Here is a 22701-nt window from a genome sequence, read left to right as displayed (position 1 = left end):
TGAGCACTCTGGGCCCCTTCGAGAAGGGAAAGGAATGACGATGAGCACACATGAGAGCTTGCGGATTGCGGTGACAGGGGCCACAGGCAATGCGGGGACCAGTGTGGTCAAGGCCCTGTCGGAGGACCCGGACATGGCCTCCGTTCTGGGCCTCGCCCGCCGGCTGCCGAAGCTGTCGATCTCTCGGTCGGCGTCGTCGTACAGCCCGGTCACGGCACGGCACTCGTCAGGGGTGAGCAGCGGCGGGGTCAGGGCACAGTCCTGAGCGTCGAGCTCGGCGGCCACGGCCGTCCCAGTCGGCGGCTGCCAACCTGCGGCGGGCCTCGGTGGCGGTGAAAACGGTACGCATGCAGTGCTCCGGAATGGGTGGGCATCAGATGAGAACGGGCTGCAGGGCCCCTTCGTGGATCAGGAGGTCCTGCTTGCGGGGGACGCCGCCCGCGTAGCCGCGCATCGAGCCGTCGGCCCCGACGACCCGGTGGCACGGCCGCACCACCAGCAGCGGATTGGCCCCGATCGCCGCGCCCACGGCGCGGATCTCCGCGCGCTCGACACCGAGCTGCTTCGCCAGGTGCCCGTAGGTGGTCGTGGTGCCGTAAGGGATCTCGTCCAGCGCGTCCCAGACGCGTTGCTGGAACGCCGATCCGGTGGGCAGGAACTCCAGGTCGAACGTTTTCACCGCACCGTCGAAGTAGGCCCGGAGCTGGCGCGCCACGTCGGCGAACGCCGCGTCATCACGCCGCCAGCCGTCCTGGACGACCGCCGCGCCCTTCTGGCCCGGCATCGACACGGATGCCAGCGCGACGCCGCCCCTGGCCGTGGAGGACTCCTCGCCCACCAGCAGAAGCTCGCCGAGCGGGCTGCCGATCGTGCTGTGGAGCGTCATGATCGCGGTCCTTTCGTAGCTGTCCTCACCTCCTCACTATGCACCGGCCGGAATGCCGGGACTGGCGGGAATCGGACACGGTGTTCAGCATCCACCGGCACTATCCGACGGTGGCAACGGCCCTGGTGAGAGCAGCGGCCGGGGGGCCTGCGGACCCGATGACGTTCCGGTGGATCTCCAGTACGGCGGTCGAGTGGTTGAGGGTGATGTAGTGCAGTCCCGGTGCCCCTTCGTCGAGCAGCCGCTCCGCCATGCCGGTCGCATGGGCGACCCCGATCCGGTGCCCTTCGGCCGGATCGTCACGGGCCGCCTCGAGCCGGCGGGCCAGGTGCGCGGGGAACGTCGCGTTGCTGAGTTCGACGAAGCGCCGGATCTGTCGGGCGTCGGTGGCGGGCATGATCTCCGGGATGATCGGGGTGTCGCATCCCGCGGCGGCCACCCGGTCGCGCAGCCGCAGATAGTCGTCCGCGTCGAAGAACATCTGAGTGATGGCGTAGTCGGCGCCGGCCCGGCACTTGTCGACGAAGTGCCGGATGTCGTCGTCCCAGTTCGGCGAACGCGGGTGCCGCTCGGGGAAGGCCGCCACCCCGACGCTGAAGTCGCCCAGGGCCGTGACGAGGCTGACAAGCTCGTGAGCGTACTCAAGCCCTCCGGGGTGGGTGGCCCAGGAGCCGCTGGGGTCACCCGGCGGGTCACCACGCAGAACAAGGACGTCACGGATACCGGCATCGGCGTAGCGGCCCACGATGTGCCGCAGTTCGGTCGTCGAATGGCCGACCGCGGTGAGGTGGGCGACCGGACGCAGCGTGGTCTCGGAGGCGATCCGTTCCGTCACTGCGACAGTGCGGTCCCGGGACGATCCTCCGGCACCGTAGGTGACGGACACGAAGGTCGGCGAGAGCGATTCGACCTGCCGGATCGTCCGCCAGAGGGTGCGTTCTCCGGCGTCGGTCTTGGGTGGGAAGAACTCGAAGGAGAAAGTGCGGGTGCCAGTTGCCAGGATCTCGCGCAGGGCGCTCATGAGGGGCCTCCATGAGCGTTGAAGTAGCTGGCTTCGGGGTGGTGGATGGTGATTGCGTCGGTGGACTGCTCGGGGTGCAGCTGGAATTCCTCGGAGAGGTTCACTCCGATGCGTTCCGGCTTGAGTAGGTTCATGATCTTGGCGCGGTCCTCCAGGTTCGGGCATGCGGGGTAGCCCAGTGAGTAGCGGCAGCCCTGGTACTCGGTGCGGAACATCGCGTCCAGGTTGTCCGGATCGGCGCCCGCTATCCCCAGCTCGGTCCTGACCCGCCCGTGCCAGTACTCCGCCAGCGCCTCGGTCAACTGCACCGAAAGACCGTGCAGTTCCATGTAGTCGCGGTACGCGTTCGCGGCGAAGATCTCGTTCGTCGCCACCGACACCCGGTTGCCGACCGTGACGACCTGCATCCCGATGACATCGGTCTCGCCGGAGTCCTCCGGACGGAAGAAGTCCGCCAGGCACAACCGGCGCCCACGGCGCTGACGCGGGAAAGTGAAGCGCGTCCGCTCACCACCGTCCTCACCCAGGATGATCAGATCGTCGCCCTTGGACACGCACGGGAAGTACCCATACACGATCGCCGCTTCCAGCATGTTCTCGGTGTGCAGCCGGTCCAACCACATCCGCAACCGCGGCCGGCCCTCGGTCTCCACCAGCTCTTCGTACGAAGGACCGCTCCCACGGGCCGACTTCAACCCCCACTGCCCCTTGAACAACGCGGCCTCATCGACCCAGGCCGCGTAGTCCTTGAGCGGTGTGCCCTTGATGATCCGCGTTCCCCAGAACGGCGGGGTGGGCACCGGGTTGTCCGTGACCACGTTCGACCGGACCGAGCCGCGTTCCTCGTCCGGCTCCTCGATGACGATGACCGGCCGCGCCGCGACGCGGCGCTGCTTGAGTTCGGGGAGGGTGGCGCCGGGGACGCCGCGCTTGACGGCGATCAGTGTGTCCATCAGCCGCAGACCCTCGAAGGCATCGCGGGCGTAGCGGACCTCGCCCTCGTAGATCTCGTGCAGGTCCTGCTCGACATAGGCGCGGGTCAGCGCGGCGCCACCCAGGATCACGGGATAATCTCCGGCCATTCTGCGCTGGTTGAGCTCCTGAAGGTTCTCCTTCATGATCACCGTGGACTTCACCAGGAGACCCGACATGCCGATCACGTCGGCCTTGTGCTCGGTCGCCGCGTCCAGGATCGCCGCCACGGGCTGCTTGATTCCGAGGTTGACGACGTTGTAGCCATTGTTGGACAAGATGATGTCGACGAGGTTCTTGCCGATGTCATGGACGTCGCCACGCACGGTGGCCAGCACGATCGTGCCCTTGCCCTCCGCATCGGACTTCTCCATGTGCGGTTCCAGATACGCCACCGCGGCCTTCATGACCTCCGCGGACTGCAACACGAACGGCAACTGCATCTGCCCCGAACCGAACAGCTCACCGACAACCTTCATGCCCTCCAGCAGTGTGTCGTTGACGATCCGCAGCGCCGATTGAACGGTCAGCGCCTCGTCGAGATCCCGCCCCAGACCGTTCTTCTCACCATCGATGATCCGCCGCTGCAACCGCTCATCCAGCGGCAGCGCCGCCAACTCCTCCGCCCGCCCCGCCTTCACCGACTTCATGTCGACGCCCTCGAACGCCTCCAAGAACGCCTGCAACGGGTCGTAACCCTCCCGCCGCCGGTCATAGATCAGATCCAACGCGATCTCTCGCTGCGCCTCAGGGATCCGCGCCACCGGGATGATCTTCGCGGCATGCACGATCGCCGAATCCAACCCCGCACCCACACACTCATTGAGGAACACCGAGTTCAGCACGACGCGGGCGGCCGGGTTGAGGCCGAAGGAGATGTTCGACAGACCGAGAGTCGTCTGCACCAGCGGGTGGCGACGCTTGAGTTCACGGATCGCCTCGATGGTGGCGATGCCGTCCTTGCGGGACTCCTCCTGGCCGGTCGCGATCGTAAAGGTCAGGCAGTCCACCAGGATGTCGGTCTCCTGGATGCCCCAGTTGCCGGTCAGGTCCTCGATCAGCCGCTCCGCGATCGCGACTTTGTGCCCGGGAGTGCGGGCCTGGCCCTGCTCGTCGATCGTCAGCGCGATCAGTGCGGCACCGTGCTCCGAGGCCAGTGCGGTGACCTGTGCGAAACGTGACTCAGGCCCGTCGCCGTCCTCGTAGTTCACGGAGTTGATGACGGCACGGCCGCCGAGCTTCTCCAATCCCGCCCGCAGTACGGGCACTTCGGTGGAGTCCAGCACGATCGGGAGGGTGGAGGCCGTCGCGAAACGGCCCGCGATCTCACTCATGTCAAGAGCGCCGTCGCGGCCCACGTAGTCGACACACAGGTCGAGCAGGTGCGCGCCCTCGCGGATCTGGTCGCGGGCCATCTCCACGCAGTCGTCCCAGCGCCCTTCGAGCATCGCTTCGCGGAACTTCTTCGACCCGTTGGCGTTCGTGCGCTCACCGATCGCCAGATAGGACGCGTCCTGTTTGAACGGCACCGTCTGGTAGAGCGATGCCGCACCCGGCTCCGGGCGCGGGTTGCGCGGGGACAGGTCCAGGCCCCGCACCCGCTCCACGGTCTGCCGCAGGTGCTCGGGGGTCGTTCCGCAGCAGCCGCCCACCAGCGCCAACCCGTACTCCCGCACGAACGTCTCGTGCGCGTCGGCCAGCTCCTCCGGCGACAACGGGTAGTGCGCCCCGTCCTTGCCCAGCACCGGCAGACCGGCATTCGGCATGCAGGACACGGCGATCCGGGCGTGCTGCGCCAGATAGCGCAGGTGCTCACCCATCTCGGCCGGCCCCGTCGCGCAGTTCAGACCGATCACGTCGATACCGAGCGGCTCCAGCGCCGTCAGCGCCGCACCGATCTCCGAACCCAGCAGCATCGCGCCCGTCGTCTCGACGGTCACATGCGTGATGATCGGCAGTGCGGTCCCCAGCTTCCGCAGCGCACGGTGCGCGCCGAGAACCGCGGCCTTGGTCTGCAGGAGATCCTGACTGGTCTCCACCAGGATCGCGTCCACACCGCCCTCCACGAGACCGGCGACGTTCTCCTCGTAGCCGTCCCGCAGTGCGGCGTAAGGGGCGTGACCCAGCGTCGGCAGCTTCGTACCGGGCCCGACCGAGCCCAGGACCCAGCGCGGCCGGTCCGGCGTGGCGAAACCATCCGCCACCTCCCGCGCCAACCGAGCTCCGGACAATGCCAGTTCGTGGATTCGCCCAGGTATGCCGTACTCCCCCAGCGCCGCCAGATTCGTACCGAAGGTGTTCGTCTCGACGCAGTCCACACCCGCCGCGAAATACGCCTCGTGCACCGACCGCACAATGTCCGGCCGGGTGACATTGAGAACCTCGTTGCAACCCTCCAGGTTCTCGAAGTCGTCCAACGACGGATCCTGTGCCTGCAGCATCGTGCCCATCGCACCGTCGCCCACCACCACCCGCGTGGCCAACGCCGCCCGGAGGCTCTGCCCTCGTGCGGTCATGACAGCCCCGCAAGGATCGGCTCGATCTCGGTTGCGGCGGCCGGGCCGTAGGTGCGCTCGATCCGGTGCAGGAGTTCGGCGGGAACGAGCTTGTACTCCTGGGGACCGACCGATTCGAGTACCACTGTGGCGAGTGCGCAGCCGAGCCGGGCCGCTGCTTCGAGGGGAAGTCCGGCGTCGATGCCGGCCAGGAAGCCGGCCCGGAAGCCGTCGCCCACGCCGGTGGGGTCGACCGGGGCCAGGGTGAGTACCGCAGGGACGTTCAGCGGGGGTTGGCCCTCGCGCGCGATGATCACGCCGCCGGGGCCCTGGGTCGTGATCCAGGTACCGGACCTGTGCAGGATGTCGTCCGTGGTCCAGCCGGTGCGTTCCTGGAGCAGCGCCGCCTCGTACTCGTTGGTGAACAGGTAGGTGGCGCCCTCCACCAGACGGCGGGTCTGGTCGCTGTCGAGCCGGGCCAGCTGCTGTGAGGGGTCGGCGGAGAACGGCAGGCCGAGGAGCCGGCACTCGTCGGTGTGGCGCAGCATGGCGTCGATGTCGTTGGGCGCGATCACGACGAGCCCGGGGGATTCACCGTGTTCGGCGATCGAGGCGAGGCCGATGTGCTTCGCCTCGGACATGGCGCCGGCGTAGAACGTCGCGATCTGGTTCTGGTCGGCGTCGGTGGTGCACACGAACCGTGCGGTGTGGAGGGTCGTGCTGACGCGGACGGATCCGGTGTCCACTCCGGTCTCCCGGAGCCATGCGTCGTAGTCGGTGAAGTCCGTGCCCGCCGCACCGGCGAGCACGGGCCGCAGGCCCAGCCGGGCCAGGCCGACGGCGATGTTGGCGGCGACTCCCCCGCGCCGTACCTCCAGAGTGTCGGCGAGGAACGACAGCGAGACCCGGTCGAGGTGTTCGGGGATCAGTTGGTCGGCGAAACGTCCGGGGAAGACCATCAGATGGTCGGTGGCGATCGATCCGGTGACGGCGATGCGCACGACGTCATCTCCTCATCCTGTGTCGGGGGCGTCCTGTGTCGGGGGAACCTGTCTCTCGCGTGGCGGGACGGCCGGAGGGGCGGCGGGGTGGAGCCGGGGCCGGTTGCCCGGTGTCAGAGGCCGACGGCCTGGCGCAGGGCGTGGACGCGGTCGGTACGCTCCCAGGTGAAGTCGGGGTGCTCCCGGCCGAAGTGGCCGTAGGCGGCCGTCTGGGCGTAGATCGGACGCAACAGATTCAGGTCGCGGATGATGGCGGCCGGGCGGAGGTCGAACACGGCGGCGATGGCGTGCTCGATCCGGTCGACGGCGACCTTGGCGGTGCCGAAGGTCTCGACGAACAGGCCCACGGGTTCGGCCTTGCCGATCGCGTAGGCGATCTGGACCTCGCAGCGCTCCGCGAGACCGGAGGCGACGACGTTCTTCGCGACCCAGCGCATCGCGTAGGCGGCCGAACGGTCCACCTTGGAGGGGTCCTTGCCGGAGAACGCGCCGCCGCCGTGCCGGGCCATCCCGCCGTACGTGTCGATGATGATCTTCCGGCCGGTCAGCCCCGCGTCGCCCAACGGGCCGCCGATCTCGAAGCGTCCGGTCGGGTTGACGAGCAGCCGGTGGCCGTCGGTGTCGAGCTTGATGCCATCGTCCGCGAGTTCGGCCAGTACGTGTTCGACGACGTACTCGCGGATGTCCGGGGTCAGCAGGCCGTCCAGGCTGATGTCGGCGGCGTGCTGCGAGGAGACGACGACGGTGTCGAGTCGTACCGGCCGGCTGCCCCGGTACTCGATGGTGACCTGGGTCTTGCCGTCGGGGCGCAGATAGGGGATCGAGCCGTCCCTGCGGGCCTGGGAGAGGCGGCGGGAGAGCCGGTGGGCGAGTTCGATCGGCAGCGGCATCAGATTGGGAGTCTCGTCGGTGGCGTAGCCGAACATCAGGCCCTGGTCGCCCGCGCCCTGCTGGTCGAGTTCCCCGCCCTCGCCGCCGGTGCGGTGTTCGTAGGCGTTGTCGACGCCCTGGGCGATGTCGGGCGACTGGGTGCCGAGGGAGACCGAGACGCCGCAGGTGGCGCCGTCGAATCCCTTCGAGGAGGAGTCGTAGCCGATCTCAAGGATCTTGTTGCGCACGAGCTGGTCGATGGGCGCGTAGGCGGACGTGGTCACCTCGCCCGCGATGTGCACCTGACCGGTGGCGATCAGGGTCTCCACGGCGACCCGGGCGGCCGGGTCCTCCTTCAGCAGGGCGTCCAGGATCGTGTCGCTGATCTGGTCGGCAATCTTGTCGGGGTGTCCCTCGGTGACGGACTCCGAGGTGAACAGGCGTGTCGACATCAGTGAGGCCCTTCGGTCAGCGGATGGTCGATTCGGTGTCGGCCAGGGTGGATTCGGCCTTTGACAGGGGCGGTTCGGCATCGGATGTGCTCGGCCGCACGCCGGAGGTGGTCTCCTCGGTGGCGAACGGGGACGGCGCGGCCAGGGCCCGGTCGACGAGCGCTTCGGCGGCGCCGGTGTAGGCCGTGGGGTCGAGCAGCTTCTCCAGGGTCGGTTCGTCGAGGCAGCGGACGACGTCCGGGTGTGCGCGCAGGACCTCGGACAGCGGCCGTCCCTCCCGGACCGCGGTCTGTGAGGCGTCGCTGAGCAGTTCCTTGGCGCGGGCCCGGCCCAAGTGCGGGGCCAGGACCGCCGCCAGCCGTTCGGTCACCACCTGGCTGCCGGTGAGCGCCAGGTTCGCGCGCATCCGGCCGGGGCTGACGACCAGCCCGGCCGCGAGTTCGGCGGCCGTGTGGGCGGCGCCGCCGGTCAGCCGCAGGCCTTCGCGCAGCATCAGCCATTCGGCGTGCCAGGGGCCGGCGGAGCGCTCGTCCTCGGAGATCAGGCACTGGGTCAGTCCGGTGGCCAGCAGGGGGACCTGCAGGGCCGCGCTGCGGATCAGGGTGGCCAGCACGGGGTTGCGCTTGTGGGGCATTGCCGAGGAGCTGCCGCGCCCGGCGACGGCGGGTTCCGTGACCTCGCCGATCTCGGTCCGGGTCAGCACCTGCACATCGGCGGCGATCTTCCCCAGCGCCCCGGCGGTGAAGGCCAGCGCCGCCGCCACGTCCGCGACGGGGGTGCGCAGCGCGTGCCAGGGCAGCACCGGGCGGGCCAGCGAGGTCTCGGCGGCGAACCGGTCGACGAGCAGGTCGAGATAGCGGTCGGGGTCGTCCGGCGGGCCGTCGGGCGTCGCGTACTCCAGGTAGCCGGCCAGGGTGCCCGCCGCGCCGCCGAGCGAAACCGGCAGCGTCCGCTCCACGGCGCGCAGCCGGGCTCCGGCGTCCAGGACCAGCGCCCGCCATCCAGCGGCCTTGAGGCCGAAGGTGGTGGGCACCGCGTGCAGGGCCAGGGTGCGGCCCGCCATGACAGTGCTCCGGTGCTGTCCGGCGAGGCCGGCCAGGTCCGCGGCGGTCCGCTCCAGGTCGGCGCCGATCAGCCGCAGCGCGTCGCGGCACACCAGCATGACCCCGGTGTCCAGCACGTCCTGGCTGGTCGATCCCCGATGGACGAACTCGGCCGCGGCGGGGTCGGTGGCCGCGACCGCCGCGGTGAGGGCCTGGACGAGACCGACGACGGGGTTGGCGGTCTCCCGGCAGGCCAGGGCCAGGGAGCGCAGGTCCATCCGCTCGGCGCGGGCGGCGCGGGTGATCGCCTCGGCCGCCGGAGCGGGCATCGTCCCCAGCGCCGCCTGGGCGCGGGCCAGCGCCGCTTCCGCGTCGAGCATCGCCTGGAGCCAGGCGCGGTCGCAGACCGCCTCCTCGACGGGGACGCCGACCCGTACCGGTGACAGCAGCCCGCTGTCGGTCCCGCCGTCGAAGCCCGCACTCATGACGCCACCTCCGCCAGGCCGCCGTCGTAGCGGTCGGCGGCCGACCCGGCGCGTGCGGGGACGAGCGCCAGGACCGCGTGCGCGATGGCGTCGGAGTCGCCGAGGATCACCGAGTTGACGCCGGGCCGGATGCCGGCCGCCGTCACCCAGTGGACGGATTCGGTGGGGACGCCGTACGCGAAGCGGCGGGGGTGTGTGCGGCCGTGGACGTCCACCGTCCGGTAGGGGCGTTCCGTGACCGCCAGGCCGCCGGTTTCGTACTCGGTGCCGCAGTTTCCCTCCAGCCGGTACGGAACTGCCTGTCCGCTGGTGAGCAGCTGGCGCAGCAGGGCGTCCCCGGTGCGCCGGAGGTCTGGTTCCGGCAGCCGGGCCTCGATGAGGACGGTGGAGCGGACGGGTTCCGTGTCGAGGGTCTTGGAGACGGCCACGAACGCGGGGCGGCTGCCGGTGTCGATGCCGATCTCCAGGTCCGGGCCGATGATCTCCACCACGCCGGCCTCGATCAGGGCCCGCAGTTCCTCGACGCGGGAGACAGGCGGGCCGATGGACAGATACGCGTTGAGCGGGGTGTACCAGCCCTGGAGATCGTCACGGTAGGAATTGCCCTCCAGGCCGCCGTGGTCGACCGCGAGCCGGATCTCGTTGCGCAGATCCCGCAGGACGTCCAGGGCCGCCTTGAGCGGTCCGCTGAGGTTGCCGGCCCGGGCGTCGCGTACGTCCTGCGCCAGGTGGTCGAGCATCCAGTCGCGGAAGGTGTGGCGGTCGTCGAACCGGCGCTCCGCGAGGGGCCGGGAGAGGGCCTTCCAGTCCCAGCGGTCGGGTTCGTCGATACCGAAGTCGTCGAGCAGCAGCCGTTCGCCCTCACCGGCCGGCGCCGCCAGGTAGCGGCGGACGAAATCCAGGGCGGCGGAGGTCTGGCCACGCGCGGTCAACAGCGTCTCGTAGTAGACGCTCTCGACCTCCTTGGCGATCAGCGGCCACAGGTCCGTCCCGAAGTGGACGCGCTCGGCGTCGACGGCGCGGCGGCGCAGCCCGCCGATCGTCAGCGGGGTGAGCACTCGCGGGACATGCCGTCCGTGCGCGCCCTTCTCGTTCTCGCCGCGTGCGTGGTATGGGATGCCGCGCCGTGAGCCGGCCCGGATGTACGGCTCCTGTCCTGAGGCGTGGTAGACGAGCGTGCCGTCGTCCCGGCGTTCGAAGGTGCCGCCGCGACCGCGGGTGAGCAGTGCCATCTGATCGAAGAAGTTCAGTCCCAGGCCCCGGACCAGTACGGTCTGGCCGGCCTTGACGGCGCACAGGTCGAGGTCGGCGGGGTTGGCCGGGCCCTGGTACGTCAGCCCGTGGGCGGAGGCGGCGCGGGCCCACTCCTCCTCGCGTGCGGTGGGGCGGGACGGGACGTGTCCCTGGGCGAGGACGACGGCGTCCAGGCCCGGCAGCCGGGTGCCGTCGGCCAGGGTGAGAGTCTGCGAGCCGCCGGGGACACCGCCGGTGTCCTCCAGCGCCACAGCCCGCGTGCGGTGTTCGCGCAGGGTGCAGTGGTCCGGCGCCCGGTCCCACACCTGCTGGTAGACGTCCGCGAGGTAGCGGCCGTAGAAGGCCCGGGTGGGGTACGAGTCGGGGGTGAGATCGCGGGCCTCGGCCCGGGTGCGGTCGTCGTACCGGTCCGCGCTGCGGCCCAGGACTGCGGACCTGGCCCATTCGTACAGGCTGGGGCCGTGTTCCACGGGCCCGTCCATCTCGACGCTGTCGTCTGTGAAGACGGTGACCTGCGAGGCGACGGTGTTCATCAGCAGCAGCGCGGACTGCGTGGTCCGCCAGACCCGCCCGGGGCCGGGCGGGAAGGGGTCGACGACGTGGATGACGACGGATCGGTGGGACGGCCGGGCGCGTTCGTTGGCGCAGAGCCGTTCCAGGACCGACAGTCCGCGCGGTCCCGCGCCCACCACACAGATTTCCAGGTCTCCTGCGGTCATATCCGCCTCCCGGTCAGGGCCCGTCCGGCCCCGGTCACCCGTGCCACCAGGTCGCCCGGATCGGTGGGCAGTTGGTTTCCGCGCCAGGCCACGTGCTGGTCCGGCCGGATGAGGACCAGGTCCCGTTCGTAGAGGTCACGGGCGGGCCGGTCCTCGACGTCCAGGATCTGCAGGGGCATGCCGTGCGCCTGGGCCGCCGCGAGCAGCGGTTTGCCGCTCGGTGGTTCCGGGCCCAGCCGCAGCAGGGTGAAGCCGGGGGTGAAGCGGTCGAACAGGGAGCTGCCCTGGCCGTGCCAGTCGTCCAGCCACAGGTGGGGGGCGCGGCCGCCGGGGACGCTCGTCGGGAGGTACATGCCCCAGGGGTCGCCCGGGATCTCGGCGTCCGCGTCGGGGGCGATGATCGGTGATCCGTCGTAGCGGACGCCGAGTTGGATCCCGATCGAGTCGGTGCGTTGGCCGTGGCAGCGCAGGAGGCCCCCCACCCGGTCGCGGGCCTCGATGCCCTCGGGAGTGTCGGTGTCCAGGGCCGTGGGGCGCTCGATCTCCGCCATCGTGGCGTGGAGTTCACGTGCGGCCGCGGTGTTGCGCAGGGCGATCGGCCGGCGTTCGCTGCCGTACGTCGCGAGCAGGCCGGGGCCGCCCCAGCCCTGAAGGACGGCGGCGAGCTTCCAGGCGAGGTTGGCGGCGTCGTCGACCCCGGTGTTCAGGCCGAACCCGCTGTCCGGGGTGAACAGATGAGCTGAGTCGCCCGCCAGCAGGACCCGTCCCTTGACGAACCGCTCCGCCACCAGCGCCGCGCCCGGCGCCCAGGAGCTGTGGCTGAGCACCTCGACGGGCAGGTCGGTGCCCGCCGCGCACCGGACCAGGTCGGCGAGCCGGGCCGCGTCGGCGGTGTCGGGATCCACCGAACTGGTCAGCAGGAGGAACTCGTCCTCGCCGTTGAGCGCGATCAGGTTCGCCATGAGGTCGGCGTTGATCGCCCAGTAGCTCCAGGCGGGCTGTCCGGAGAGCACCTCTCGGTGGAAGGTGGGCAGGCGCAGGTGCGCGGCTGTCGCCCGGGGCCCGGTGTCCGCCCGGCCGGGAGCGCCGGTGGCGGGTCCTTCGTAGCGGATGCCCAGCTCCTGCTGGACGAAGCCGGGTCCCGCGTCGCTGACGACGGCGTACCGCGCGGTCCACTCCTCGTCGGGGCGGCCCGGGTGCCCGGCGCGGACGCGCACCTGCCCGGCGTCCTGGTAGAGCCCGGTGATCTGCCGGCCGCCGAGCAGCGTGATGTTGGGGCGGGTCCTGGCGTGTTCGGAGAGGAGGTCCCCGACGGACGTCTGGTCGGCGCGGTGGGCCGGCTCGGGGAGCTGGTCGGTACGGGGCGCCCCCGCGACCTGTCGCAGCCGCTGGGTCCGGGCGGGCTGCGGGAGCCGGGACAGTTCAGGGCTGTTGTAACGGGTGAAGTAGGCGATGTCGGTGGGGTGGCCGGCGGCCAGTCCGAGCCGCCGGATCGGGCCGGAGACGCCCAGCCGCCGGTAGTGCTCCATCGTCCGCGCGTCGTGGGTGGTGCCGCGCGGCTCGTCGCGCCAGGGTCGGCCGGTGCCGAAAACGGTGCTGGGGATGCCGTGGTGGTCGAGGAAGAGGGCGAGCATCAGTCCGACCGGTCCGCTGCCGGCGATGGCGACGGGGGTCCGCAGCGGTTCACACATCTAGTCACGCCCTCCCGGTCGTACCGCACCGCGCGCCAGCGCGAGGTCGAGCGCCGCCCCGAGAGCCGCGGCGGGCCGCGGCTGCCCCGTCAGCCAGCGCATCGCGACATAGCCGTCCGGGCGGACCAGGACCGCTCCTTCGTCGTCATGGCCGCGGAGCTCCGTCCAGGTGCCGTCGTCGTCCCGGGGGTCGTCACCGGTCCCGACGGCGTACGCGGTGACCGGGACACCGCAGGTGTCCGCCAGTTCGTCGGCGGCCGCGAGCCAGGGGGCGCCCGCGGAGCCGGCGAGCAGCAGGAACGAGTCGCAGCCGGCGTGCAGATGGTGGGTGGAGACGCGCTGCCCGCCGTGCCGCAGCCAGGCGTGCGGCAGCCGGGACCCGGGGCGGGCGTCCTGCACGTGGTCGAGGCCGAGCGGGTCCTGTCCGGGACGCTCGGTGCCGTCGTCGCCGACGAAGCCGGCGTCGCCGTAGTCGTACCCCATCTCCAGGCCCAGGTGCTCGGTGGTGATCCGGTTGGTGGCGAAGTACTCGCGCTGCACGGCCCGCCGGGTCGCGCCGTCCGGGGTGTCGGAGAACAGCGCCGTCATCTGAGCGCGGTTCCACTCCGGCCGGGCCCCCTGCACCACCCCGGTGCCCGAGGTGAACGCGATCTGGTTGAACAGCGAGTACAGCGCCCGCTCGACGACCCGTTCGGCCACCGGGCGGCGCTCCGCCTCGTAGCTGTCGAGCAGCGCGGGGGCGGCCTGCCCACCGAGGACGTGGGCGAGTTTCCAGGCGAGGTTGTGGGCGTCCTGGACACCGGTGTTGAGGCCGAGGGCGCCGGACGGCGGATGGCGGTGGGCTGCGTCCCCCACGAGGAAGACCCGGCCGGAGCGGAATTGCTCGGCAACAGTGCCCTCCACCGGCCACCGGCTCACGCTCCGGACATCCATGGCGTGGTTGTCGGGGAGTTTCAGGGTACGGCGCACCATCTTGACGATCGTGTCGTCGTCGAGTGCGGCGGCGCCCGGCGGTCGGGAGAACATCAGCGTCCACTCCTCGGAGTGCCGCCCCCAGCGGCGCGGTCCCATGGGCACCACTCCGCAGTGCTCCAGCGTCCCGTCGTCCGACAGACTCGACACGCGGTTGACGACGGCGTCGTCGTACGGGATGAACTCCGAGAAGTCGGCGCGCACATGGAGGTTGATCCACTCCAGGAACGTCGGGGTGCCCGCCATGCGGATGCCGCGCAGCCGGCTGATGGTCTTGCCGCCGTCGGCGGCGACGACGTACCCGGCCCGCACCTGGAAGGTCCGGTCGGCGGTGCGGTCCAGCACGGTGGCCGTGACCCCGTCCGCGTCCTCCCGGAGTCCGACCAGCTCGTGGTGGAAGAGCAGCTGCCCGGGGGCCCGTTCTTCGGCGTGCCGGCGCAGCAGCGGCTCCAGCCACCGCTGGCCGAGGTTGGCGTGCGGGTAGGCGGAGGCGCGTGCGTAGCGTTCGGCCAGTTCGCCGCCGCCGTACGCACTGGTCCGGTAGAGCACCTTGCGGTCGTAGGGCTCGTTCCCGCCGAGGCTGGACAGCCACACCATCGCCCCGCAGTTCTCCTGCGGCGCGCCTTCGCGGTAGATGTCACCGGCCACGCCCAGCTGCCCGAAGACCTCCATGGTGCGGGCGTTGAGGATGTGCGCCTTGGGCAGCGTCGAGGTGCCGGGGTGGCGTTCGACGAGCAGGGAGCCGACTCCGAGCCTTGACAGGGCCAGGGAGGCGGTGAGTCCCGACCCGCCGCCGCCCACGATGAGTACGGGGGTGTGCCGGTCGGCCGGATCGGGTCGCCGGGATGAGTTCATCACGCTTCCTTCGGTTCGCGTTGTCGCGGGCCGGCCGGACCCCGTCGGTCGGACGGGGACGTGACGACACGGCCTAAGGGCTGTCCCGTAATCCCTGGTGGATCAGCGTGCGGCGTCGGACGCGGTGCATCGCAAGGCGGAGGGACGCCCGAATACTGGATGTATTCGGGCGTTCCGACAACGCGGCGAGGGATGGGGTCTCCCCTGCTCGAGCGCAGCCGAGAGCTTGGGGAAGTGGCTGTCGTCGCACGCCCGCCAGGGATTACGGGACAGCCCTTAGGCCGGTGCCGCGACCAGCAGGCTCGTTTCGAGGGCCATCGGTGTGACGGATTCCAGCCGCAGCCCGGCGCCGGCCAGGACGTCCCGGTAGCCGTCCAGGGTGCGTTCCCGGCCGCCGGCGGCCATGAGCAGGTGCAGGTCCCACAGCAGGGCCAACAGTCCGGAGCCGTCCGTGGGTATGACCCGCTCCACGATCAGCAGCCGGCCGGTGTCGGGCATCGCCTTCCGGATGACGGAGAGCAGCCGTACGCACCGTTCGTCGTCCCAGTCCTGGAGGACCCGGGAGAGCAGATAGACGTCCGCTCCCGAAGGGACCTCCTGAAAGGCGTCACCGCCGACCGTCCGCCAGTGGTCGGGCCCCACCGTGCTCCGCAGGTGTTCCCGCGCGACGGGGGTCATGTGCGGCAGGTCGAACAGCACGCCGCGCAGTTCCGGGTACTCCCGCAGGACGGTGGCCAGCAGCATTCCGCTGCCCCCGGCGACGTCGACGACGGTGCGGCAGGGGGTGAAGTCGTAGGCCTTCAGGACGTCGGGGAAGAACACGTTGCCGGCGTTCATCGCCCGCTGGAACTTCTCCCCCGCGCCCGGTTCCGTCTCCAGATAGCCGCGCAGCGGGGTGCCGAAGGCCAGGGCGAAGCCGGAGGTGCCGGTGCGCAGAGCGGGGACCACCTGTCCCCAGGCCCGGTGGAACTCCTCGCCGTAGATCACCGCCATGTCGCGCATCGACCGTTCGTCGTCCGAGCGCAGCAGTTCACCGACCGCGGTGAGCCGGTAGCCCTCCGCGGTGTCCTCGAAGACGCCCATGGCGGTCGCCAGCCGCAGCAGGCGCTCGATGCCGTCCTGGTCGCAGTCGGCCGCCGCGGCGATCTTCGCCGCGCTGGTGTCCCCGGCGGCGATGTGGTCGGGGAGGTTGAGTGCCGCGACTGCGTAGAGCGCTTGGGCCTGCCAAGCGCCGGTGAGGAGGTCCACCACTCGGCGTGCGGGTTGCCCGTCGGCCATGTCGTCGAGCCTTTCGGTGTGTAGGTCTTCCTGCGGAGTTGCCGGACGGGCCCTTGCTGAGGGCCGCTGTACGAGCGTCGCTGCCGGGCCGCGGTCTACGCCGTGGGCAGCCGCCCGCACTGGGCCACGCCCGCTTCCGCCGGCCGGCCGAGCAGGTCCCGGTGCGCTTCGCGCAGCTGCCGCTTGAGGACCTTGCCGGTCGGGCCGACCGGCAGGGCGCTGCGGTCCGCGGCGATGACGAGGGCGCTCAGCGGTGCGAGTCCGCGCCCGGCCAGCGCCTCGTTGCAGCGGTCCAGCAGGTCCTGCGGGGAGGCGTCACCGGGGCCGGGCGCCGCGCCGGAGTCGCCGGCGAAGAGCACGACGGCGGCCGGCAGCTGGGCCCCGGGGGCGCCGGGGTCGGCCACGGCGACGACCGCGGCGTCCAGCGCCTGGGTGGTGAGCAGCACGACCTCCTCCAGGGGGAGGCTGTACACCGGGCCGTCGGCGGCGCGGATCACGTCGGGGGTGCGGTCGAGGTGGTACCACAGGCCGTCGCTCTCGCGCCGGACGACGTCACCGGTCAGGAAGTAGCCGTTGCGCAGGGACTCCTTCCCGAGCGTCGGGTCGTCCCAGTAGCCGGGGGTGATGCTGGGGGTGCGGACGCCGAGCAGTCCGGCCTCGCCGTCGGGCAGCGGCCGGCCCTGCTCGTCGAGGACCGCGGCGTCCTGTACGGCTTTGACCGGCCGGCCGATGAGCCGCTCGAAGCCGGCCGACTGCGGGGTGAAGACCTGCTTGAACAGAACCATCCCCATCTCGGACGAGCCCAGCCCGTCGACGTACGCCGAACCGGCCAGTGCCGTCCCTCCGTCGCGGCGGGTGCCCAGCGCGGTCAGCGGGCGGATGTGGCGTTCGTGGGAGGCGTCTCCCATGCCGTTCCAGGTGTGGATGTGCCGGGCCGCCTCCGGGGTGATCCGGGAGACGTCGATCTCCGCCAGAGTCAGCGGGAACCCCAGGACGAAGGTGGGGTGGAACCAGTTGACGGCCCGCGCGACCGAGGCGCCGTCCGCCGCGTCCAGCAGCAGCGTCGGGATGCCGAGCATGAGGGCCATGCTGAGATAGCTGATGCCGGCCGAGTGGCTGTGCGGCAGCGCGGTCAGCATCCGGTCGGAGCGCAGCGAGGGGAAGGTCCACAGGCGTTCCCGCTTGCCGTTGAAGAACGACGCGTGGGTGAAGACCGGGGCCTTGGGCCGCCCAGTGGTCCCCGAGGAGTGCGAGATCATCACCAGGTCGTCGGGCCGGTGGCGGTACGGGAACCCGGTCAGCGGCGCGGGCGGCAGCGGGGCCGTCTCGTCGAACCGTGCGATGTCCTCCGTCAGGAGCGGCTGGTCCGGGGCCGCGTCCGGCAGCGACCAGGACTCGGCGCAGCCCGCCAGCAGGTCCGCGTCGCCCACCAGGACCGTCGTCCGGGTGCGGCGGAAGTACTCGGCTGCCGTACCGATGGCCATGTTGGGGTTGCAGTGCACCGCGACCGCGCCGAGGCCGGTGATCGCTATGTGGTGGAGCAGTCCGTACAGCCCGTCGCGGGTGAAGACCCCGACGTGGGTCGACGGGCGCACCCCGTGGGTGCGGTACCAGTGGGCGTAGCGGATCGCGGCGATCCGGATGTCGTTGAGAGACACCCCCGGCATCTCTCCTTCGTCCCAGGCGGGTGACGTGGTGTCGGGGTGGAACAGGACCGGCCGATCCCGGTCCCGCGCGGTCCGCCAGGTGTGCCAGAAGAAGTCGCCCGCACCGAGCTGCCGGTCCGCCGCCAGGCGCAGGCGCTGGGTGACGGACCGATGGGTCCCGAGGATGTTCATCCGTGTTCCTCTCTTACTCATGCCATCGGTGAGGGGAGCGCGGGTTCAGCCCGCCGTGCGGGGGACCCGGGCCGTGACTCGTTGAGCGCGGTCCGCAGCCACTCCCCCAGCGCCCTGATGCGGATGTCGCAGGGGATGCCGCCGTCACCCGTGAGGGGGGCCGCGCCGCGCAGGGCCGTGGCCAGCCAGCGGCCGAAGCCGGGGTCGGCGGCGGTCAGCCCGGATTCCGCGAACCGGCTGCGCAACCTCCCGACGAGGGTCTCGGCGTCGCTGCCGATCTGGATCGAGCAGATACCCGCGGACGTCGTGCCGACCAGGAGCAGGCCCAGTTCGCACTCGGCGAGCGCGTAGCCGATGCGCTCGCCGCGTCCGCTGTTCTTGAAGCTGCTCGGCGTCATGCCCAGCAGCTTCTGCGCCAGTGCGTAGAAGCTGCCGCTGGAGTTGAACCCGGCCTCGTAGATGGCTTCGGTGATGGTCCCGGTCCTGAGGATCTCCCGCCGCAGCCGGTCGGCGCGGCAGGCGGCGGCGTACGCCTTGGGGGTGACGCCCGTCAGGGCGGTGAACAGCCGGTGGAAGTGGAACCGGCTGAAGCCGGTCGCGTCGGCGAGCTCACCGAGCGAGGGGGCCGGGCCCGGTGCCTCCATCAGCCGGCACGACCGGACGACCGCGGCGGTGTGCGGGTCGTACACCGCCTGGTCCGGCCGGCAGCGCCGGCAGGGCCGGAAGCCCGCGCGTTCGGCGGCCTCGGGGTCCGGGAAGAAGACGGTGTTGGCGCGGCGGGCGTGCCGTGACCCGCAGGACGGCCGGCTGTAGGTGCCGGTGGTCACCACCGAGTAGCAGAAGGCCTCGTCGGCGCGCCGGTCACGCCGCAGTACGGCCCGCCAGCGGGCGTCGTCGTCGGGGAACTCCCTGGTCCGGGGCGGCCCCGCCGCCGCGCCCCCCTGGGGCGGGCGCGAGTCGCCGGCCGGTCGTGTTCTGCGCGTCGGGTCGGACACTCGCTCCCGCATCTGTCACGTCTCCAGGCAGAACTCGTTGATCGGGTAACCGACATGACGGTCCGCGACGGGCAGGTACCCGAGCACCTTGTCGCCCGGTTTGAGCTCCGTGCTGTTGAGCACGACGCCGCCGGGGCCGAGCACCCGCACATGCCAGTCGTCCTGGAGGATCAGGTTGGCGGTACGGCCGTCCGGGCCCACCGCGTCGATGGAGATGAGCGGGCGGCTCTCGATCTTGACGCGGCCCACGACCACCAGCCGGGTCTTCCCGTGGATGTCCACGGCCGTGACCTTGCTGCCCGCCTTCAGCTCGCTCAGGTAGTTGGTGCGCTCGTTCTGGCCGAGGGTGTACGAGTGGATGGCCCCGGCGTTGACCCGGAAGGGACGGGTGGGCATGTACGGCAGCGGATGGGTCTCGCTGACGCAGAGGATCATGCCCTTGGAGGACGAGCCGACGAGGATGCCCTCGTCCTTGCCGAAGTAGGCGGCGGTGTCCACACAGGCCCGGTCGCCCATGCCGACGTGCGCGGTCGCGGTGATCTCCAGCTCCACCAACTCCAGGTCCGGCACGCCGCCTTCGCCGGCCCGCTTGAGGCCGGTGGCGTCGCCGACCGCGGCCGGCGCCATGAGCACACCGTCGGAGCCGAGTTCGAGGACGCCGTAGATGATCTCCGCTTCCTCGACGTCGTGGGCGATGGTGATGAGGCTGCCCTCCGCCTTGGCGGCGGCCGCGATCACGATCTCCAGCGGGATCTTCGTCGGGTCGCGGAAGTCCAGCACGCTCCACTTCTCGGAACGGCCGGAGCGGCAGGCCTCCTCCAGCGACTCGGCGTCCACGATCTCGACGTAGCGGCCGAACTCCACCTCGGGGTGGCGCAGCGCCAGTTCGGCGGGCTCGCCGTGCTTGGCCGGCTCGACGATGACGATGTCGGCGGCGCCGAAGTCCTCGGGGAGCTTCTCCCCCTGCGGGAAGAGAATCTTCTTCACGGTCGGCGGCAGCGGGGCGAAGTCCGCCGGGTCGGCGGCGAGGATCCCGTCGATCCGGGCGTGGATCGCCTCTTCGACGATGGCGTCTTTCGCCGATCCGATGGAACGCACGTCTATCCAGCTGAGCTTCACAGGGCACCTGCCATTCGCGGAGAAGGAGAAGAGAGGAGGGTGCCGGGGTGTCCGTGGACGATCCCGGCCAGTTCGAAGACGGTGGCGCGCGGCGCGGTGGCACCGAAGACCCGCCGTCCGACGGCGAGCCCGCTGCACCCGACGGCGAGCGCCGAGGTGGCGAATTCGGTCAGGTTGTCGGCGCGGGCGCCGCCCGCCACGATGATCGGGAGCGGCGAGCTGTCGATCACTTCGGCCATCCGCTCGGACGGGGAGGCGAACACCGTCTTGACGATGTCGACCCCGAGGTCGGCGGCGATGTTGACGACATGGGACAGCAGGACGGGGTCGGTGGGGTCGGTGACCCGGGGGCCGCGTGGATAGATCATGGCGAGCAGGGGCATACCCCAGCGGTCGCAGGCCGCGGCGACCGCTCCCAGGTCGGCGAGTTGGGCCGCCTCGGTGTCCGAGCCGATGTTCACATGCACGCTCACCGCGTCGGCGCCGAGCCGCAGGGCGTCCTCGACGTCGCCGACCAGGACCTTGGCGTCGGTGTCCGGGCTGTGGGCGGTGCTGGCGCTCAGGTGGACGATCAGCGAGCAGTCCGCGAGCAGTTCGGGGTCGATGACGCGGGCCCGGCCCTTGTGCACGACGATGCCGTCGGCACCGCCGGCCACCACTTCCCGGATCAGTTCGCCGAACCGGTCGGCAGTGGCGATCGGTCCGTCGGAGACGGAGTGGTCGAGCGGCACAAACAGGTACCGGCCGTCCCCGTGTCCGGACAGTCTGGTCAAACGCAGCAGTTTTCCCGTGGAGGTGGTTCTCATCATCGGGCACTCCCTTGTGCGACACGTGCTGGAGGACGGCGGTCCGGGCCTTCGTGCGAACGCGCCCTGGGACTGGTCGACGACGATTCCGGAACCTCGGTGGCGGCCAATCGAGCGGAAGACTCTTTCCGAGGAGGTCTTCGTGTCGTGCGAATAGCATGCGGCCGAGAACACCAGGAATTACACAGATCCGCTACAGACAAGCGGAACACTCAGGTCCAGGGGATTTTGGAGAAGGAAAGCAGAGAGGCGGCATGGACCCGGTAAGGGGTCCATGCCGCCTCTCTGTTGGAATGGTTGAACCTTTATTGCCGCCAGAACGGAATTCGAGCGGGCTGCGGTCGGGCAGCGTACTGGGGCCGGATCAGCGCGCTGTCTTCTCCCGGGCCGGCCGGAAGCCGTGGAAGGCGAACAGCCCGGCGGCCACCACCAGGGCGCCGAGCAGATAGAGCGTCAGCTGGATCCCGTCGGCCAGTTCGGCCGCGTGGCCGGGGCCCGCGCCGTGCACCCGGCTGGAGGCGATGGGCACCAGTACGGCCACACCGAGAGCGATGCCGAGCTGGAACGACGTCTGGCGCACACCCGCCGCGAGCCCCTGCTCATGATTGGCGACACCCGAGGTGGCGGCGAGGGTGGAGGTGATCGTGGTCGCCATGAACGCCATCCCCATGGGGAGCAGCACCACGGCGAAGAGCACGATGCTGGGCGCGGCGGACACCTGGGAGGCGACCAGCGCGATGAGCAGACCGGACAGTACCGTCGCGGCCGTGATGGAGCCGCGCAGGCCGATGCGGTTGATCAGCCGTCCGATGAAGAAACCAAAGGCGATGTTCAGGACCCCGACCGGCGCAACAATGAGCCCGGCCTTCAACGGCGAGTAATTCAGCACCTGCTGGAGATACATGGTCGTCAGCAGATAAGCGGAACCGGAACTGACACCGGAGAATACCGATACGACGTTGGCCGCACGCAGCGAACGGGAACGGAAGAGCCCGAGTCGGACCAGCGGCTCAGGGTGCCGGGTCTCGTACCAGAGAAATACCGCGAGCAGTGCGGCACCGGCCAGAAGGGGAATGAGGAAGGCGGCCGCCGTCCATCCGGACGCCACGCCCTGCGCGGGCGCCGCGACCACCAGGGAGACACCGACGGTGATCAGGATCGCGCCGACCACGTCGATGCGGTGCGGCTGCCGGGGGGCGCGGGCGATGAACTTCGGCGCGAGCACGGCCACCAGGAACCCGACGGGCACGGTCGCGTAGAACACACCCTGCCACCCCCACTCACGTACCAGGGTCCCGCTCAGGACCAGTCCGCTGACGAATCCCAGTACGGTCGCGATACCGAACTTGCTCATCGCCTTGACCCGCTGGGGCCCTTCGGGGACGGAGGTGGTCAGCAGCGCCAGGGCGGTCGGCGCGATCAGCGCGGCCGAGAAGCCCTGGAGAGCGCGTCCGGCCACCAGCATCACCGCGCTCTGCGCCAGACCGCACATCAGTGAGGTGAGCGCGAAGCCGACCATGCCGATCACGAAGACCCGGCGCCGGCCCAGCAGATCGCCGATGCGTCCGCACAGGATGAGCGCGCCACCGAAGGCCACGTTGTACGCGGTGATGACGCCCTGCACCCCCGCCTGCGAGAAGCCGAGCTCCCGCTGGATGTCCGGGATGGCGACCGTCACGATCGAGGAGTCGAGCATGACCATGAACTGGGCGCACAGCATCAGCGCGAGCCCGATTCCCGCCCAACGGGTTCCCGCCTTGCCGGCCGTTGTGTCCGTCACGGCCGCCGAAGCGTCCGCGCGGGCCGTAGTCCGCACCTGCATGACAGGTTCCCTTCTCCTGCTCGACGTCCTGGCCGGTGTGAGCCGGTGATGACAGAACACCGGCCGCGCCGTTTCGGTTGCACGGCGCTTCACGATTCCCCGTGCTCCGGTCACGCCGGACCCGGTC

15 protein-coding genes and 1 pseudogene are annotated in these 22701 nt (G+C 70.6%); 1 reads left to right on the top strand and 15 read right to left on the bottom strand.

Features of this window, described 5'->3' with window-relative positions; all coding sequences use genetic code 11:
* Positions 1–40 precede the first annotated feature (40 nt).
* Positions 41–178 (top strand): annotated as a pseudogene (locus ACFYY7_RS11240) (NAD-dependent epimerase); the annotation flags it as partial.
* A 195-nt stretch (positions 179–373) separates the two neighbouring features.
* Here the strand turns inward: ACFYY7_RS11240 and ACFYY7_RS11235 are convergent.
* The 15 genes from ACFYY7_RS11235 to ACFYY7_RS11165 all read right to left on the bottom strand — a co-directional run bounded on the left by ACFYY7_RS11235 (position 374) and on the right by ACFYY7_RS11165 (position 22574).
* Entirely contained in the window at positions 374–886 is a 513-nt protein-coding gene (locus ACFYY7_RS11235; protein ID WP_388659896.1) for a methylated-DNA--[protein]-cysteine S-methyltransferase, read from the bottom strand.
* A gap of 100 nt (positions 887–986) precedes the next feature.
* Entirely contained in the window at positions 987–1907 is a 921-nt protein-coding gene (gene metF / locus ACFYY7_RS11230) for a methylenetetrahydrofolate reductase [NAD(P)H] (RefSeq protein ID WP_388659893.1), read from the bottom strand.
* Positions 1904–5395 (bottom strand): methionine synthase, encoded by a 3492-nt coding sequence (gene metH, locus ACFYY7_RS11225; protein WP_388659890.1) that lies wholly within the window; start codon positions 5393–5395, stop codon positions 1904–1906. Before metH ends, metF begins: the two co-directional genes overlap by 4 nt.
* On the bottom strand, positions 5392–6375 hold the full coding sequence (locus tag ACFYY7_RS11220) for a carbohydrate kinase family protein (protein WP_388659887.1): 984 nt from the start codon (positions 6373–6375) through the stop codon (positions 5392–5394). The genes metH and ACFYY7_RS11220 overlap by 4 nt, the downstream gene beginning before the upstream one ends.
* A gap of 113 nt (positions 6376–6488) precedes the next feature.
* Complete coding sequence (metK, locus tag ACFYY7_RS11215) at positions 6489–7697, bottom strand: methionine adenosyltransferase (RefSeq protein WP_388659884.1); 1209 nt, start codon at positions 7695–7697, stop codon at positions 6489–6491.
* Between the two features lie 16 nt (positions 7698–7713).
* Positions 7714–9225, bottom strand: a complete 1512-nt coding sequence (locus ACFYY7_RS11210; RefSeq protein ID WP_388659881.1) for an adenylosuccinate lyase family protein — start codon at positions 9223–9225, stop codon at positions 7714–7716.
* Positions 9222–11198: an FAD/NAD(P)-binding protein gene (locus tag ACFYY7_RS11205; protein ID WP_388659878.1), complete on the bottom strand. Its 1977-nt coding sequence runs from the start codon at positions 11196–11198 to the stop codon at positions 9222–9224. The genes ACFYY7_RS11210 and ACFYY7_RS11205 overlap by 4 nt, the downstream gene beginning before the upstream one ends.
* Positions 11195–12889: an FAD-dependent monooxygenase gene (locus ACFYY7_RS11200; RefSeq protein ID WP_388659875.1), complete on the bottom strand. Its 1695-nt coding sequence runs from the start codon at positions 12887–12889 to the stop codon at positions 11195–11197. The genes ACFYY7_RS11205 and ACFYY7_RS11200 overlap by 4 nt, the downstream gene beginning before the upstream one ends.
* The gene (locus ACFYY7_RS11195; RefSeq protein WP_388659872.1) at positions 12890–14716 is read right to left on the bottom strand and encodes an FAD-dependent monooxygenase; all 1827 of its coding nucleotides are present in this window, start codon (positions 14714–14716) and stop codon (positions 12890–12892) included. It lies immediately after the preceding gene.
* Between the two features lie 276 nt (positions 14717–14992).
* The gene (locus tag ACFYY7_RS11190; protein ID WP_388659869.1) at positions 14993–15994 is read right to left on the bottom strand and encodes a methyltransferase; all 1002 of its coding nucleotides are present in this window, start codon (positions 15992–15994) and stop codon (positions 14993–14995) included.
* A 95-nt stretch (positions 15995–16089) separates the two neighbouring features.
* Positions 16090–17832: an AMP-binding protein gene (locus ACFYY7_RS11185; protein WP_388659866.1), complete on the bottom strand. Its 1743-nt coding sequence runs from the start codon at positions 17830–17832 to the stop codon at positions 16090–16092.
* Between the two features lie 17 nt (positions 17833–17849).
* The gene (locus tag ACFYY7_RS11180; RefSeq protein WP_388659863.1) at positions 17850–18839 is read right to left on the bottom strand and encodes a bifunctional transcriptional activator/DNA repair enzyme AdaA; all 990 of its coding nucleotides are present in this window, start codon (positions 18837–18839) and stop codon (positions 17850–17852) included.
* A 3-nt stretch (positions 18840–18842) separates the two neighbouring features.
* Positions 18843–19946, bottom strand: coding sequence for a 3-dehydroquinate synthase II family protein (locus tag ACFYY7_RS11175; RefSeq protein ID WP_388659861.1), 1104 nt, complete (start codon positions 19944–19946; stop codon positions 18843–18845).
* Entirely contained in the window at positions 19943–20752 is an 810-nt protein-coding gene (locus ACFYY7_RS11170; RefSeq protein ID WP_388661064.1) for a 2-amino-3,7-dideoxy-D-threo-hept-6-ulosonate synthase, read from the bottom strand. Before ACFYY7_RS11170 ends, ACFYY7_RS11175 begins: the two co-directional genes overlap by 4 nt.
* Before the next feature lie 364 nt (positions 20753–21116).
* Positions 21117–22574, bottom strand: a complete 1458-nt coding sequence (locus tag ACFYY7_RS11165) for an MFS transporter (protein WP_388659858.1) — start codon at positions 22572–22574, stop codon at positions 21117–21119.
* Positions 22575–22701: the final 127 nt, after the last annotated feature.

The sequence above is a fragment of the Streptomyces sp. NPDC001933 genome (assembly GCF_042890955.1).
Taxonomy (GTDB): domain Bacteria; phylum Actinomycetota; class Actinomycetes; order Streptomycetales; family Streptomycetaceae; genus Streptomyces.
Note: the sequence above shows the minus strand (reverse complement) of the source record. Positions and strands in the feature narration are given on the sequence as shown.

What these genes read in the sequence shown, in the direction of transcription:
- ACFYY7_RS11235 (WP_388659896.1), bottom strand. Translation starts at nt 886, where the DNA reads ATGACGCTCCACAGCACGATCGGCAGCCCGCTCGGCGAGCTTCTGCTG.
- metF (WP_388659893.1), bottom strand. Translation starts at nt 1,907, where the DNA reads ATGAGCGCCCTGCGCGAGATCCTGGCAACTGGCACCCGCACTTTCTCC.
- metH (WP_388659890.1), bottom strand. Translation starts at nt 5,395, where the DNA reads ATGACCGCACGAGGGCAGAGCCTCCGGGCGGCGTTGGCCACGCGGGTG.
- metK (WP_388659884.1), bottom strand. Translation starts at nt 7,697, where the DNA reads ATGTCGACACGCCTGTTCACCTCGGAGTCCGTCACCGAGGGACACCCC.
- ACFYY7_RS11210 (WP_388659881.1), bottom strand. Translation starts at nt 9,225, where the DNA reads ATGAGTGCGGGCTTCGACGGCGGGACCGACAGCGGGCTGCTGTCACCG.
- ACFYY7_RS11205 (WP_388659878.1), bottom strand. Translation starts at nt 11,198, where the DNA reads ATGACCGCAGGAGACCTGGAAATCTGTGTGGTGGGCGCGGGACCGCGC.
- ACFYY7_RS11200 (WP_388659875.1), bottom strand. Translation starts at nt 12,889, where the DNA reads ATGTGTGAACCGCTGCGGACCCCCGTCGCCATCGCCGGCAGCGGACCG.
- ACFYY7_RS11195 (WP_388659872.1), bottom strand. Translation starts at nt 14,716, where the DNA reads ATGAACTCATCCCGGCGACCCGATCCGGCCGACCGGCACACCCCCGTA.
- ACFYY7_RS11190 (WP_388659869.1), bottom strand. Translation starts at nt 15,994, where the DNA reads ATGGCCGACGGGCAACCCGCACGCCGAGTGGTGGACCTCCTCACCGGC.
- ACFYY7_RS11185 (WP_388659866.1), bottom strand. Translation starts at nt 17,832, where the DNA reads ATGAACATCCTCGGGACCCATCGGTCCGTCACCCAGCGCCTGCGCCTG.
- ACFYY7_RS11180 (WP_388659863.1), bottom strand. Translation starts at nt 18,839, where the DNA reads ATGCGGGAGCGAGTGTCCGACCCGACGCGCAGAACACGACCGGCCGGC.
- ACFYY7_RS11170 (WP_388661064.1), bottom strand. Translation starts at nt 20,752, where the DNA reads ATGAGAACCACCTCCACGGGAAAACTGCTGCGTTTGACCAGACTGTCC.
- ACFYY7_RS11165 (WP_388659858.1), bottom strand. Translation starts at nt 22,574, where the DNA reads ATGCAGGTGCGGACTACGGCCCGCGCGGACGCTTCGGCGGCCGTGACG.